13 protein-coding genes are annotated in these 13,919 nt (G+C 46.8%); all 13 read left to right on the forward strand.

The window, feature by feature from the left end; all coding sequences use genetic code 11:
• The first annotated feature begins 51 nt into the window (after positions 1-51).
• The 13 genes from E4K67_RS00560 to E4K67_RS31415 all read left to right on the forward strand — a co-directional run bounded on the left by E4K67_RS00560 (position 52) and on the right by E4K67_RS31415 (position 13,909).
• Positions 52-1,158, forward strand: coding sequence for a DegT/DnrJ/EryC1/StrS family aminotransferase (locus tag E4K67_RS00560; RefSeq protein WP_135544482.1), 1,107 nt, complete (start codon positions 52-54; stop codon positions 1,156-1,158).
• Positions 1,148-2,035 carry a hypothetical protein gene (locus tag E4K67_RS00565; protein ID WP_135544483.1) on the forward strand — a complete coding sequence of 296 codons (888 nt, stop codon included), beginning with the start codon at positions 1,148-1,150 and terminating at the stop codon, positions 2,033-2,035. Before E4K67_RS00560 ends, E4K67_RS00565 begins: the two co-directional genes overlap by 11 nt.
• Entirely contained in the window at positions 2,032-3,372 is a 1,341-nt protein-coding gene (locus E4K67_RS00570; RefSeq protein ID WP_135544484.1) for a flippase, read from the forward strand. Before E4K67_RS00565 ends, E4K67_RS00570 begins: the two co-directional genes overlap by 4 nt.
• A complete protein-coding gene (locus tag E4K67_RS00575; protein ID WP_135544485.1) occupies positions 3,359-4,855 on the forward strand; it encodes an O-antigen ligase family protein in 1,497 nt (498 codons plus the stop codon). Before E4K67_RS00570 ends, E4K67_RS00575 begins: the two co-directional genes overlap by 14 nt.
• Positions 4,852-5,907 carry a non-hydrolyzing UDP-N-acetylglucosamine 2-epimerase gene (wecB, locus tag E4K67_RS00580; RefSeq protein WP_135544486.1) on the forward strand — a complete coding sequence of 352 codons (1,056 nt, stop codon included), beginning with the start codon at positions 4,852-4,854 and terminating at the stop codon, positions 5,905-5,907. Before E4K67_RS00575 ends, wecB begins: the two co-directional genes overlap by 4 nt.
• 43 nt (positions 5,908-5,950) lie before the next feature.
• Complete coding sequence (locus tag E4K67_RS00585; RefSeq protein ID WP_135544487.1) at positions 5,951-7,159, forward strand: glycosyltransferase family 4 protein; 1,209 nt, start codon at positions 5,951-5,953, stop codon at positions 7,157-7,159.
• A gap of 54 nt (positions 7,160-7,213) precedes the next feature.
• Positions 7,214-8,458 carry an O-antigen ligase family protein gene (locus E4K67_RS00590; RefSeq protein WP_135544488.1) on the forward strand — a complete coding sequence of 415 codons (1,245 nt, stop codon included), beginning with the start codon at positions 7,214-7,216 and terminating at the stop codon, positions 8,456-8,458.
• A complete protein-coding gene (locus E4K67_RS00595) occupies positions 8,451-9,542 on the forward strand; it encodes a glycosyltransferase (RefSeq protein WP_135544489.1) in 1,092 nt (363 codons plus the stop codon). Before E4K67_RS00590 ends, E4K67_RS00595 begins: the two co-directional genes overlap by 8 nt.
• A 60-nt stretch (positions 9,543-9,602) precedes the next feature.
• A complete protein-coding gene (locus tag E4K67_RS00600; RefSeq protein WP_135544490.1) occupies positions 9,603-10,763 on the forward strand; it encodes a DegT/DnrJ/EryC1/StrS family aminotransferase in 1,161 nt (386 codons plus the stop codon).
• A gap of 601 nt (positions 10,764-11,364) precedes the next feature.
• On the forward strand, positions 11,365-12,030 hold the full coding sequence (locus E4K67_RS00605) for a sugar transferase (RefSeq protein ID WP_135545122.1): 666 nt from the start codon (positions 11,365-11,367) through the stop codon (positions 12,028-12,030).
• 295 nt (positions 12,031-12,325) lie between these two features.
• Positions 12,326-12,565, forward strand: coding sequence for a D-alanine--poly(phosphoribitol) ligase subunit DltC (gene dltC / locus E4K67_RS00610; protein ID WP_135544491.1), 240 nt, complete (start codon positions 12,326-12,328; stop codon positions 12,563-12,565).
• Positions 12,562-13,779 (forward strand): D-alanyl-lipoteichoic acid biosynthesis protein DltD, encoded by a 1,218-nt coding sequence (dltD, locus tag E4K67_RS00615; RefSeq protein WP_135544492.1) that lies wholly within the window; start codon positions 12,562-12,564, stop codon positions 13,777-13,779. The genes dltC and dltD overlap by 4 nt, the downstream gene beginning before the upstream one ends.
• On the forward strand, positions 13,742-13,909 hold the full coding sequence (locus E4K67_RS31415) for a teichoic acid D-Ala incorporation-associated protein DltX (RefSeq protein WP_158408355.1): 168 nt from the start codon (positions 13,742-13,744) through the stop codon (positions 13,907-13,909). Before dltD ends, E4K67_RS31415 begins: the two co-directional genes overlap by 38 nt.
• Positions 13,910-13,919 lie beyond the last annotated feature (10 nt).

A 13,919-nucleotide genomic window follows, 5' to 3' on the forward strand; every position in this document is an offset into this window, starting at 1 on the left:
TCTTCGACTTGCACGAACGTGCTAATTGACTTAGGAAAGGATTGATCAACTATGCGTATTCCACTACTAGACCTTCAGGCTCAATATTTGACGATAAAAGAGGAAATTAACGAAGCCATTCAAAATGTGCTGAATTCTTCAGTTTATATTCTAGGCCCACAAATGAAGACATTAGAAAAGGAAATTGCTGCTTTCTGTGGAACGAAGGAAGCGGTTGCTGTAGGCAACGGTACGGATGCTTTGGTGCTGACGCTGAAGGCCTTCGGCATAGGCCCAGGAGATGAAGTGATCACCACTCCGTTTACGTTTTTCGCGTCAGCAGAAACCATCGCTCAGGTTGGAGCAACGCCAGTTTTCGTAGATATTGACCCTGTAACCCTGAACATGGATATAACCCAGCTCGAGGGAAAAATAACCTCTAAAACAAAAGCAATTATCCCAGTACATATTTTTGGTCAGATGTTGGATGTAGAAAAAATCATGGAAATTGCAGCACGCCATGACCTAAAAGTCATTGAAGACGCTGCCCAAGCGATTGGGGCAGAGTATGGAGGTAAAAAAGCGGGTTCAATAGGACATGCCTCAACCTTTAGCTTCTTTCCAACCAAAAATTTAGGAGCTTATGGAGATGCTGGCATGATCGTCACAAATGACGAAGACTTAGCCGCGCAACTCCGGATGCTTCGTTTCCATGGATGTAAAGTGAAATATTATCATGACGAAATAGGGTATAACAGCCGTCTTGATGAGCTTCAAGCTGCGATTTTGCGAGTTAAGCTGCGTTATCTAGACGGTTGGAATGAAGCTCGTCGTGAAAAGGCTAAGGTTTATGACGAATTGTTGAAAGACCTCCCAGTTATTCTGCCCGGACGCGATCCGCAGGCCTTGTCAATCTATCATCTCTACGTGCTGCGCTCACTACGTCGCGAAGAACTTATGGAGGCGCTCAAAAAGGCCGGTATTGCTTGTGCCGTATATTATCCAGTCCCCTTGCATTTACAGCATGCCTTCGATAACTTAGGATATCAAGAGGGCGACTTCCCAGTTGCAGAGAAGGCCTGTCAAGAAGCGCTTGCCATTCCAGCTTATCCGGAGCTGTCGCGAGCAGCCCAAGAAGAAATATGCGACGTAATCAAAGGGGTATATTGTGGAAAATAAAGTCAGGAAGTTAGGGGTGTTTCGCCCGGGTAATTTTATTCTGATCGGTCTCTTTCTGCTAGTACTGCTAGGCTCCTTTATGGCCTACGGACAAGTTAAAGGGCCGTTTACAGAAAAAGAAATCCAGGAAGCACAGAGTGGGGCTACCCGTTTTATTAACGGTGAATTAAAGATCGGTCAAGGCCAGCTTGTTGATGTGAGGCATTTCTTCTTCGTTGGTACGGTATATGAGGTAGATACACCACAGGGCAGAAAAAACCTGATATCCTTCGTTACCCCAGCGACTACGCCAATCCCTGGCCAAAAGGTAGAATGGGTTGGAGTCGACAACTACACATCGTATATGACAACCATCTCTCCAGAGAAGAAGACAATGGATGGGGAAATTATTTCTTTAGAGAGAATTTCCCCGAAAAATAATGACCAATTCTACTGTGTTGTGCACTCTTTAACAGACGACACTGTTCAGCGCTTTATTGTAGATAACTCCAAATTGACAACTCTTAAAACTTTAAACAGCGTTCATGTAGACTATCACTCACCTGGGGAGAGTGTTGTCGAACCAGTTGCCAATACCCAAAAAGTAGCCAAGGGCTTCATAAGTGATCTTTGGCTAACAACCAAGATCAAAGGGCTGGAACTGGAAAGAAACTTCGATTTCGAAAAATATCCTTATTATATAACCTTGTCTCCTAAAACAAATGCCAAATATACTTGGACGTTTTATTTGACTAAAGAACAGAAGGAACTGGTGAAAATTGGAAATGTCCTCGAAGTTCACTATTCTTCCGTATTCCCTTCAAGTATTGCCGTGACAAGAGAGACCGTGGACCCGAATGTCTTGGCGGAGAAGTCGGATGATGGTAAGACACCATGAGCTTTATTCGCAATAGTTTTTTAACCCTCTTAGGAACGATCGGACGGGTTGTTTTTTCCATGGTAAGTCAAATCGTCATCTCCCGGGTATTGGGCCCCGTGGGAAAGGGATTATACACCTTTCTCGTTCAGATCCCTACCGTGTTAGTACCGCTGTGCAGCTTAGGGTTAAATTATGCCAATACCTACTATATTGCCAAAGATCCTGAAGATGGAAAAAAGGCTGTGGGAAGTTCACTAGCCATGGCAATTATCTTAAGCACAGTGATGGTCGTAGGTGTCGGCGTGAGTTACCATTTTTTAAAAGATGGGTACATGCAGGCGGTAACCCCCCTGCAACTTCGGCTTATTCTGCTGGCAATACCATTCGGACTGCTTAATTTGTATTGGTTGAGTGTGCTTTGGGGAATGGACTCTATCGGCAAATACAACCTGGCCTTGATGATCCAATTCATCGTACTCTCTCTAGGTGTAGCGGTTGCAGCGGCCTTTCATCGTCTAACAGTGACCACGGGTTTTGGAATCTGGGTGGCTGGTAATATTTTGACCACACTTTACATGCTCCCAGATATGGCCAAAATTGTCCGCTGGCGTTTCCACACCTTTAGCACGTCGTACATACGGCAAACTCTGAGCTATGGGGCTAAGTCCTACTTAGCCAATGTGATGATGGTCATCAACTATCGTCTCGATCTTTTTATTATCACTGGCTTTTTACCCTTATCTCAGGTAGGCCTTTACGCTACGGCAGTGACCCTCGCCGAAATGGTTGGGTACTTGGGCAATGCGGTCAATACCGCCTTAATTCCCAAACTTGCTTCGGGGAAAGACAGTCTTACATTCTCTCTAACTCCGAAAGTTACGCGCTTAACCTTAATGCTGACCTTTCTTGCTGCGCTTGGAATGGCCTTAATCGCTTACCCATTAATCCTGCTCTTCTTTGGGGCCCGCTTTAGTGGGGCCTATTATCCGTTGCTGTTATTACTGCCAGGAATTGTGGCATTGAGCGGGTCCGTAGTGCTTTCAGGCGATTTAATGGCCCGTGGGAAGCCTATTTACTCGAGTTATTCCTCCGGTATCACGGTCGTACTCACTTTGATCCTCGATTTTACACTCATCCCACTCTGGGGCATTATAGGAGCTTCCATCGCCTCGAGTTTGGTTTACCTATCACTCTTTGCTCTGAACTATGCCTTTTATCGCCGTGAAAGCGGAGAAAGGCTCATAACTGTTTTGATTTTTACGCGAGAGGATATTAGAGAAATGACGTCCTTTATTAAGCAAGCCAGTAATAAATGGGTGTCGAGGGGAAGGAAGGGCCAAGATGAAGACGATTAATCGAAGCGAGACAAACCCCAATAAGAAAAGCTGGAGCGATGAAAACCGTTGGCTCCTAATTCTCGAAGTCCTCGTTACGCTATTGTGGCTATATATGATCCTCCGCTGGATCTATTATCCATCAACGTTGATAACCCTGGGATATCTTTGGGCGGTTGTCTGGATTGCGGTAAAACGTCCTAGATGGCTTCCGGCAGTCCTCATCGTCACATTCCCTCTTGAGGTGTCAAAAATGTTTATACCAGCCTACAGCTTACCCGAGCGAGTAGCCGGCTTCAACGTCTCGATATTGGACTTTTTTCGGCTTTCCCAAGTGGTACTCGGCCTGCGTTGGCTAAGTGACCTTTGGCAGAGTCAAAGATACTACTGGTCACCCCTGAAAGATAAATTCAAGGTTTGGAAACGTCTTAAGACAGATGCCCTCTTGTGGCTTCCGATCATGCTTCTAGGCGTTTACTTGCTTTCAACGGCCTTTTCTATTGCACCTGCCCATTCGTTTGCGGAAACCATACGCTTGCTTTCCTTGATTATCACCCTCTACCTGGCCGTAACGTATATTCAAGATGAAAGAGATCTGCAGCGTTTAGGATATATTCTAATTGCTCTAGGCAGTGTTCTAGGCTTGATTGCCATTGGAGAGTATCTTACGGCGCAATACTTTTTTAGTGCGACCCCAGCCGTTGTTATTAACCGACGCGCCAACGCCACTTTCGCCGATCCAAATATTCTTGGCCGTTTCCTGGTGGTCACCTTCTTATTTTCAGTGGCAGAACTCGAACGGCGCACTTCCTGGTTAGCGCGCCTTGTGCCACTTGGCGCTATTATGCTACAAGGTGCAGCCTTGGGAATCACTGGATCACGCGGAGGAATTCTGGCTTTAGGGGTTGCATCGCTGATATTTGTGGTTCTCATCCCCCGGCGCAAGTTGACACTTTCCGCCATGGTGCTTATGGTGCTCGCCGTTGTTGCGGCTGCTGTTTTAAATCCTGTCATCATGGCTCGTTTTGAAAGCTTACGCACTGGCTTATTGAGTGCCTCCGGAGGAATCCGAGAGTACCTGTGGCGATCGGGAATGGCTATGGTCAGGGATCATCCATTGGTTGGTGTTGGAGTAGGAGGCTTTGGACTTGCCTTTACAACGATCTATCCCTATTTTAATCCCTACTCTACCTTTTATGTTTCCCTGTCTCACACTGCCGTCGTCACCGTGTTGGCAGAAACCGGGTTAGTAGGTTTTACGGTCCTTTTCTTCCTTTTTGGTAAGACTATCCAGAGAGGGTGGGATATTTCCCGCACGGTTAGCAGCGAACGCCTACGTTTCCTGAGTGCTAGTATTGTTGCCGGGGTCATAGCGGTTTTCATCAGCGCGCAAGGGGAAGGGCGTTTATACGAGGAGCCTTTACTTTGGATACTCTGGGCAATGCTTATCTCAGTCTCTCAAATAAGCAACGAGAAAACTGGAAAGGATATTGATATACTATGAAAATTGCAACCGTTATAGGGGCTAGACCCCAATTTATTAAGGCAGCAGCAGTTTCCCGGGTACTGAGAACCCAGCATCAGGAAATCCTGATCCATACCGGACAGCACTATGATGCCAACATGTCTGAAATTTTTTTTGAGGAGCTACACATTCCTCGACCTGATTATAATTTAGGAATCGGATCAGGACGACATGGTGCCCAAACTGGGGCAATTCTTGAACAAGTCGAGGAAGTACTGATAACGGAAAATCCGGATGCCCTTTTGGTCTATGGAGACACAAACTCTACCCTAGCGGGGGCTTTGGCTGCGTCGAAACTTCATATCCCAGTGATCCATATCGAAGCGGGGCTGCGAAGTTTCAATCGCAGAATGCCGGAAGAGATTAATCGAGTGCTGACTGACCATCTTTCCAGCTGGCTTTTTTGCCCGACTGAAACAGCAGTGAAGAACCTGACTGCAGAGGGGATAACGGCAGGAGTCTATAAAAACGGGGATGTTATGAATGATGCTTTTCTTTATAACCTCGAGTTGGCCAAGGAAAAGTCAAACATTCTCCAGACACTTGGCTTGACCTCTAAGTCCTTTATCCTCTGTACCATTCATCGTGCGGAAAACACTGATGATCCGACACGTTTGACCCAAATTCTAAAAGCAGTATCTCAAATTTCCCAACCCGTTGTCCTACCCCTCCATCCACGAACCCGCAAAATTGTACAAGAATTGGGGCTTAATTCCCTTCTTGAACAGGTTAAAGTCATAGAACCTGTCGGTTATCTCGATATGATTACACTTGAAGCACACGCTTTGAAATTAGTTACCGATTCTGGTGGGGTCCAGAAAGAAGCCTACTTTGCTGGTGTCCCTTGTATCACTATGCGGGATGAAACAGAGTGGGTCGAAACAGTCGAAGTGGGCTGGAACCGCTTAACTGGCGCAGATGAAGGAAAAATTCTAGATGCGGTCGAGTCGTTTACCCCTCCAGATGATCGTCCAAGTATTTTTGGGGATGGTCACGCCGCTGAGCAATTCGTAACTGCGCTGGAACGTTAAGACCGAAACACCCACTGCTTCCTCTTAGAAAGGACTGAAATTAATGCGTTTTTTGATCTTAACCCAATACTTCCCCCCAGAAACCGGGGCTGCCCAGGTTCGGCTCAAAGAACTGGCAAAAGGCTTACAACGACAGGGGCATGAAGTTGTTGTCGTCACTGCATTTCCTAATCATCCCTCCGGGATTATTCCAGAAAAGTATCGAGGATACTGGTCTATGAAGGATGAAGTAGAAGGGTTAACTGTCTACCGGACATGGGTTTATCCCGTGCAACGGGGGCATTTTTGGAAACGTCTTTTAAACTACTTTTCGTTTACCTTTTCCTCTTTATGGGGAATTTTAAAGGCAGGTCCCTGTGATGTCCTGTTCGTCGAGTCCCCCCCTTTGTTTCTGGGGATGACCGCCGTACTCGGAAGTCGGATTAAACGTGCCCAGCTTGTGTTTAATGTCTCAGACCTCTGGCCTGAATCTGCTGTTGCTTTAGGATTGGTTACTAACAAAACGATGATTCGCATGACGGAGGCCTTAGAAACCTGGCTCTACAATCGTTCCTGGAAACTTTCCGCAGTGACCTTAGGAATTCGAGATACCTGGTTAAAACGGGGGATACCGGCTAAGAAAATCTCCTTTTTACCGAATGGGGTCAACCTTGAGCTCTTCCGCTCACTTCCTCCAGATGAGGAGATGAAGGAGAGACTAGGGCTAATTGATAAATTTGTCTTGGTCTATACTGGAACAATGGGTTATGCTCAGGGACTGGAAACAATATTGGAGGCTGCAAAAATTTTAAGTTCCGAGCCACACTATCATTTCCTTTTTCTTGGAGACGGGACGGAAAAGCCGAAGCTCGAGGTGATGGCAGAAGAGATGAAATTGACGAATGTACAATTTCTTGGCTTTCAACCAGTGACAGACATGCCACGCTATTTATCCTTAGCTGCCGGAAGTATCATACCTTTAAAGAAGCTAAAGCTCTTTGAAGGGGCTCGTCCCTCTAAGATGTTTCCAGCTATGGGTTGTGCGGTCCCTGTTATTTATAGTGGAGAAGGGGAAGCCGTAGAGCTGATTAAGGAGGCGGGCGCGGGACTTACCGTTGAACCCGAAAATCCTATAGAGATGGCTAAGGCTATCCGTTCCCTATATGAGTTAAGTGATCAGGGAAAGTCAATGGGAGAAAACGGACGACGTTATGTAGAAGAACATTATTCTTGGGACAGTATTGTAAGTAAATGGCTCCAAGAACTAAAATAGGTAAGTTCGAGGCAGTGCAGTGGGTAAACTAGTTCAAAGAGAGGGCGTGAATGTGTGAAACGATGGAGTGATTGGCTTATTCCCTTGTTTTTTGCCTTGGTACCATGGGATATCAGTAAAGTACTGTTTCCACCGTATCAAAGCGGTTCGGAAACGTCGAGCACCTTAACCTTTTTGCGCATTGGCATGTTTCTCCTCATTGCCTGGGGAGCGGTGCGTTTAGTGCAGGACGGAATAGGGAAGACCCTCAGACGCTTAGCTGGGGCCCCTTTAATCTGGGCGGTGGTTCCTTTGTTTATCGCTGCCCTCGTCTCACTGACGATGGCCCTCCAACCAAGGACAACAATCATTGAAGGTATGCGTTTACTTGTCCTCTTCGCAGTCGGAATAAGTGTGGCTTTGGGCGCAGACCGCAAGACGGTTTTTGAGCGTGTTTTTAAGATGATCTTTGTTATGGCCACGCTTACTGCGGTTATAGGGTTGATTCAATACATAAGCCCTCAATGGATCTGGGGTGGAGGCATAAATGACATAGCCTCTGGTGTGCGGAGAGTGAACTCAACGTTCATAGATCCAAATATCTTCGCTCGTTATCTGAACATCTCCATCTTAGGGACAGTGCTCCTCCTCCTACGGCGCGAATGGCCTTTGCGCATCGGGACTGCCCTAGCCCTTCTTATACAAGTAGCGGCCTTAGGGGTTACCTTTTCGCGAACAGCTTGGCTCATTTTGCTTTTCGGGCTCTTTATATTGGTTATCGGAACTGCCAAACACTGGAGAACGCGTTGGAGTGCCCTGGGCCTGGGAACGTTGGGAGTTGTTGCTCTTTATCTGATCCCGAGCATCCGGGTTCGGTTCGAAACACTTTTCACTGGAATTAGTGCCCTTGGACAGCGAGAACACCTAATTAAGGGTGGCTGGGCCATGTTTATTGAAAACCCACTGACGGGAGTTGGGTTGGGAAACTTTCAGTGGGCCCTAGAAAATCCATACCATTACATTGTGCCCTGGAGTGATGCCGTCATGCGCTCACATACCAGCCTGGTCACTGTGGCTGCAGAGATGGGAATTCTCGGGATTGTGAGCATGTTTGCCTTTCTCCTTATTTTAGCGGGTATGAATTTGCGAGTGTTGAATCAGATGAATGCTTATGCGCAAGCAGTCTTGATTAGTGTTTTCGTGGTTTGGCTCAGTTCCCAGGGGGAAGGTCGCTTCTTTGAAGATCCTATGATTTGGGCCTTTTGGGGATTGAGCCTAGCCATGCAATGGAAATCATGGGGGGAAGATTGGAATGGCTAAACTTTGTTTATTAGCCAATGCAGCTAGCTCTCATACTGAAAAATGGGCAATAGCCTTGTCACAACGAGGGTGGGAGGTAGACATCTTAAGTTTCCTGCCCGCGGAGCTCCCCCAGGTGAAGGTTCATCTGATTCCTCGCTTGGCCGGGGACAAGGTGGATGTACTATTACGCCAGGCATGGGTAAGGAAAAAGGTCGCAGAGATTCAACCAGACTTAATCCATGCTCATTACGCGACGAGCTTTGGATTGCTCGGAGCCTTGACTCGAAGGCATCCGCTCATTATTTCTGCTTGGGGCAGTGACATCTTTTCTTTCCCCCGAATTTCGTTTTTACATCAAAGTCTGTTAAAATGGATTCTAAGTCATGCGGACGTTTTGTGCTCGAGCAGTGACATTATGGCTATTGAAATGCACCGATATATAGGTCTGCAACAAGGTGTTGAGATTATTCCCTTTGGAGTGGATACGACTTACTTTTCTCCCGCGCCGGGAGAACACGTACCCCCGCCAAAAAGTGGGGTCACAGATACTCCCGTTGTGTTTGGAGTTGCCAAAGGCCTTCACTCAGTGTATGGGCTAGATCTTTTGATCGAGGCGTTTTCTCAGGTGCATGAACGTTTTCCCCAGACACTGCTTCGGATCGCCGGGGAAGGTCCAGAGCGAAGGGCCTTAGAGGGCTTAGCAGAGAAGCTAGGGGTTGCCGACTGTATTGAATGGTTGGGGCGACTTCCGAATACCGACGTCGCTGATTTGTATCGAAGTGTGGATGTGGTGGTTGTCCCTTCCCGGCAGGAAAGCTTCGGCGTAACGGCTGTAGAAGGATCGGCCTGTGCCCGTCCAGTGATTGCCAGCAGGGTTGGAGGACTGACGGAAGTGATTGTGGAGGGAGAAACTGGTTTGATTGTCCCCCCAGAAAGTATTTCCGAATTAGGTAAGGCGATGGAACATCTAATTAAGGATCCTGCCCTGAGGGATAGAATGGGCCAAAAAGGAAGAGCGCATGTGCTTAGACACTACGATTGGCAAAAAAACGTAACCCAAATGGAACTCGTATATGAACGAGTACTTCGTGCTCATATTTGATGGCTTCGAAGCAGAATTGTAGGTATCTCAATGGTTTGGTTTGAAAGGATTGTTAACCCTATGCGTAAAGAATTTCTAGTCTATGGAATACCTCTTATTGAAGAAGACGATATCGCCGAAGTGGTGGATAGTCTTAAATCAAATTGGATCACTAAGGGTCCAAAAACTAACAAGTTCGAAGCTCAGTTTGCAGAGTATGTAGGAGTAAAACATGCGATTGCTGTGAACTCCTGTACGGCGGGGTTACATCTCTCGCTAATTGCCGCTGGACTAGGTGTCGGGGATGAAGTGATTACAACACCGATGACTTTTGCCGCCTCTGCAAACGTGATTATTCATACTGGAGCAACACCGGTCTTCGCAGACATCGACCCAGTGACCATGAATATCGATGTGAACGAAATCCGTAAAAAGATAACGCCCCGTACCAAAGCAATTATTCCGGTACATATGGCTGGACATCCGTGTGAGATGGATGAGATTATGGACATCGCCCGGGAACACAATCTCTTTGTCCTTGAGGACGCGGCCCATGCCGTTTATACTAAGTACAAAGGGAAATTAATTGGCTCAATTGCTAATGCAACCGCATTTTCCTTCTACGCCACGAAAAACCTGGCAACTGGAGAAGGTGGTATGGTCACCACAAACGATGATGCTCTGGCTGAGAAAATCAGGATTATGAGTTCACACGGTATGAGCCGGAACGCCTGGAATCGCTATTCGGCGTCGGGTTCATGGTACTATGAAGTTCTTTATCCCGGTTTCAAATATAATATGACCGACATCCAAGCAGCACTCGGGATAACTCAGCTTGCAAAGCTCGAGCGCATGCAGGGAGTTCGCCTAGAAATAGCCGAGCGATTTAACGAAGAGTTCGGTAAAATGCCCGAACTAGAAATTCCAGTCGAAAAAGACTACGCCCGCCATGCCTGGCATTTGTATATCCTGAAACTAAACCTAGAGATGCTATCCATTGACCGAACTGAGTTTATCGAAGAATTAAAGAAGGAACAGATTGGAACGAGTGTACACTTTATTCCCGTCCCAATGCATCCCTACTATAGAGATACGTTTGGTTTCCAAAAAGGAGATTTCCCACAGGCGGAAACGACGTTTGAACGTATTATCTCCTTGCCACTTTATCCAAAGATGACTTCGCAAGATACGGAAGATGTCATCAATGCTGTGAAGGGAATTGTGGAGCGTTTTCGACGGTAAGCCTGACTGGGACGACGACTGGGACGACTGGAGACGACTGGAGACGACGACGGCGAGGCTTTGTTTGCAAGCGTTCGTTCCGTGCGTTTCGCAGGCCAAACTAACGCCTCAAACTCGGGCTCCGGCGGGATGCCCGGCAACTCGACTCCTGTCTCGAATGCCGGCGGAGCACGTCCTGTGCTCCGTCCCGCCTACGCCCGAGTTTGAGGCGAAGTTTGGCTACTGCTTACGCAAGTCACTCTCTTGTTGCAAACAAAGCCTCTTGGGCTTGATGAAGAAGGGACGGGGGGGGTTCGTTCACAAACGTTTATTCTGTGCGTTTCGCAAGTAAACTAACGTCTCAAGCTCGGGCTCCGGCGGGATGCTCGGCAACTCGACTCCTGTCTCGGATGCCGGCGGAGCACGTCCTGTGCTCCGTCCCGCCTACGCCTGAGTTTGAGGCGAAGTTTGGCTACTGCTTACGCAAGTCACTCTCTTGTTGCAAACAAAGCCTCATTGGCTTGATGAAGAAGGACGGAGGTTCCGTTCACGGACGTTTTATTCTGTGCGTGTCCAGGCCAAACTAACGAGGGAGTACATCATGAAGAAGGGAGATAAAGGGATGGGACAGAGATCTGCGGCTTCTGCGATTTCTACGGAAAGTAAAGAGCTTGAATATTCTCGAGGGCAACTTATTCTGAAGCGGCTGCTTGACCTTTTAGTTGCGGCTGTTCTTCTTGTGATCGTATCTCCGTTGTGGCTTTTCATTGTCCTGTGGATTCGCATGGATTCTTCGGGATCAGCTATTTTCACCCAAACACGTGTGGGCCGGGGGGGCAAGTCCTATACCATTTATAAGTTTCGGACAATGATTCAAAATTCCGACGCCTTAATAAAGACAAAGCTAGAAAAAGTAACCGACTTGGAAAACTTCGTTTTCCAGGAGAAGGATGACCCCCGGATAACACGCAGTGGGAGGTTCTTGCGTAAAACCAGTTTGGATGAACTGCCACAGCTACTTAATATTTTACGTGGGAATATGAGTCTTGTAGGGCCTCGTCCTGAAGTCCCGGATATTGTAAAACACTATTCGCCGGAACAACGGCTGCGTCTTAACGTCTTGCCCGGGGTCACTGGATTGGCTCAAGTGAACGGACGGAGTGAATTGACCTTGGGACAAACTCTAGCTTATGATGTGGACTATGTCAGGCGTTGGAGTTTTTGGTTAGATCTAGTGATTCTCTGGAAAACCTTTTCTGTCGTGTTCTCTGGCAAAGGGGCGTACTAAGATAGATGACAGAGATCAGAGCTCAGAAGCCAGAAATCAGAAGACTGAGACCAGAAGTCAGAGGAAGTTAGAGGACTGCATACATGCAAGTCTTGAGAACCGTCACTAACATGCATATATACAAGTGGGGAGAACAGTCCCCAACTTGCGCAGAAGTTTAGAGGCCAGCATACATGCAAGTCGAGAGAAGCGTCCCTAACTTACATACATGCAAGTCGAGAGAACCGTCCCCTAACTTGCATCCAACTTAGATCAGGGCATATTGCATCGTGCCCCCAATAGAGGAGGAACAGTCTTGATAAGAGAAAAAATTCTTGATATTCTAACTGATATTTGTGGCACAGATGAAATAAAGCGGAACCCAGATCTGGAGTTATTTAAGAACGGCTTGCTTGATTCTTTTGGAATCATTGAATTATTTGTGGCTATTCATGAGCAGCTTGAGATTGAAGTGGCTCCGACAGAGATGGAACGTGAGGAATGGGAAACTGCCAATAAAATTATTGCATACTTGGAGGAGCGAAGTTCTTCATGAACAATCGAAATCGTCTATGGCCGATGCTCATTGCCGGCCTCCTCTTTTCGATAACAATAGTTTGGATGGGCCCGTTAAGCCAACAGATTGTGGAGCGTTTATGGCTCAAACAAGGAGTTACCCAAACCATCGGGGGATCACAAACATCTGTGTCTTTTCAGGGCATGATCTTGCAGAAAAGGGCCTTGAATTCTCCAGATATCCTTCCGGTTTACGGGTCTTCGGAATTTTCGGCTATTTCGGAGTTTCATCCGTCCCGTATTTTTAACGGAAAACCCACTGGATTTGTCCCCTTTCTTGTGGGACGAGGTGGAACCCAAGATCTTATTCATGCTTTAAATATGGCGGCGCTGGGAGGTTCCCTAAAGGACAAGAAGGTCGCCGTCATCGTTTCTGCTCAGTGGTTTACGCCAGAAGGAATTACTCCGGTGTACTTTAATCAGAATTTTTCTCCACTCCATGCTTATCGGATGATTTTTAATTCCTCTTTGTCGGGACAGACCAAAGCTCAATTGATAGAGCGTCTCTTGGCTTTTCCAGACAGTTTTAAAGAACAGCCTACTCTTAAGGCACTACTTATTCAACAGGCAGTCCCAGGTCAGAAGAGAAATCTCCAGAACATAAATTTAGAGCTTAAGGGAAGAGTTGAAATGGCGGCGCTTGAAGTCATCGACGCAGCTAAAACTATTCGTTATTCTCGACTTCTTAGCCCAGCAAGTATTACAACGAATGCCACAATTAGCGCAAAAGAGCTTCCCTCGTGGCTAAAATTGAAGGATATGGCGATCGGACAGGGGAAAGCAGCATCTCAAAATAACCAATTTGATATTATGGATACATATTACTCAGAGTATGTTTTACCTAACCTGGCCAATAATCGGGCTTCAGCCTCCAATGCGGCCTTATATCCATCCCCCGAATATCAGGACCTCGAACTTTTATTACAAATACTCCAAGAGGGGAAAGCTAAACCGATGTTCATTATTGTGCCAGTAAATGGTGCTTGGTACGATTACACTGGTTTTCCGGTTAAAGAACGCGATGCTTATTATGCTCGAATCGAGAAAATGGTCAGAGACAAGGGCTTCCAGGTGGCCAATTTTGGAGATCATGAACATGATCCTTACTTCTTGCAGGATATTATGCATTTAGGGTGGAAAGGATGGGTGTATGTCGATGAAGCGCTGGACCAATTTTATCACGAAGGGGCCTAAGTCATGGAACCCCACTCTGTTATGGGTAGGACGAGTATCCTATTACTACCTCATCCTGCTGGGTTTGTTTATTCTCTATTTAGTACAGAAGCAGCAAACCGCGGCTCCTTTTATTTACAATAACTTCTAGGTGAATGGGG

The sequence above is a fragment of the Desulfosporosinus fructosivorans genome (assembly GCF_004766045.1).
Lineage (GTDB): Bacteria > Bacillota > Desulfitobacteriia > Desulfitobacteriales > Desulfitobacteriaceae > Desulfosporosinus > Desulfosporosinus fructosivorans.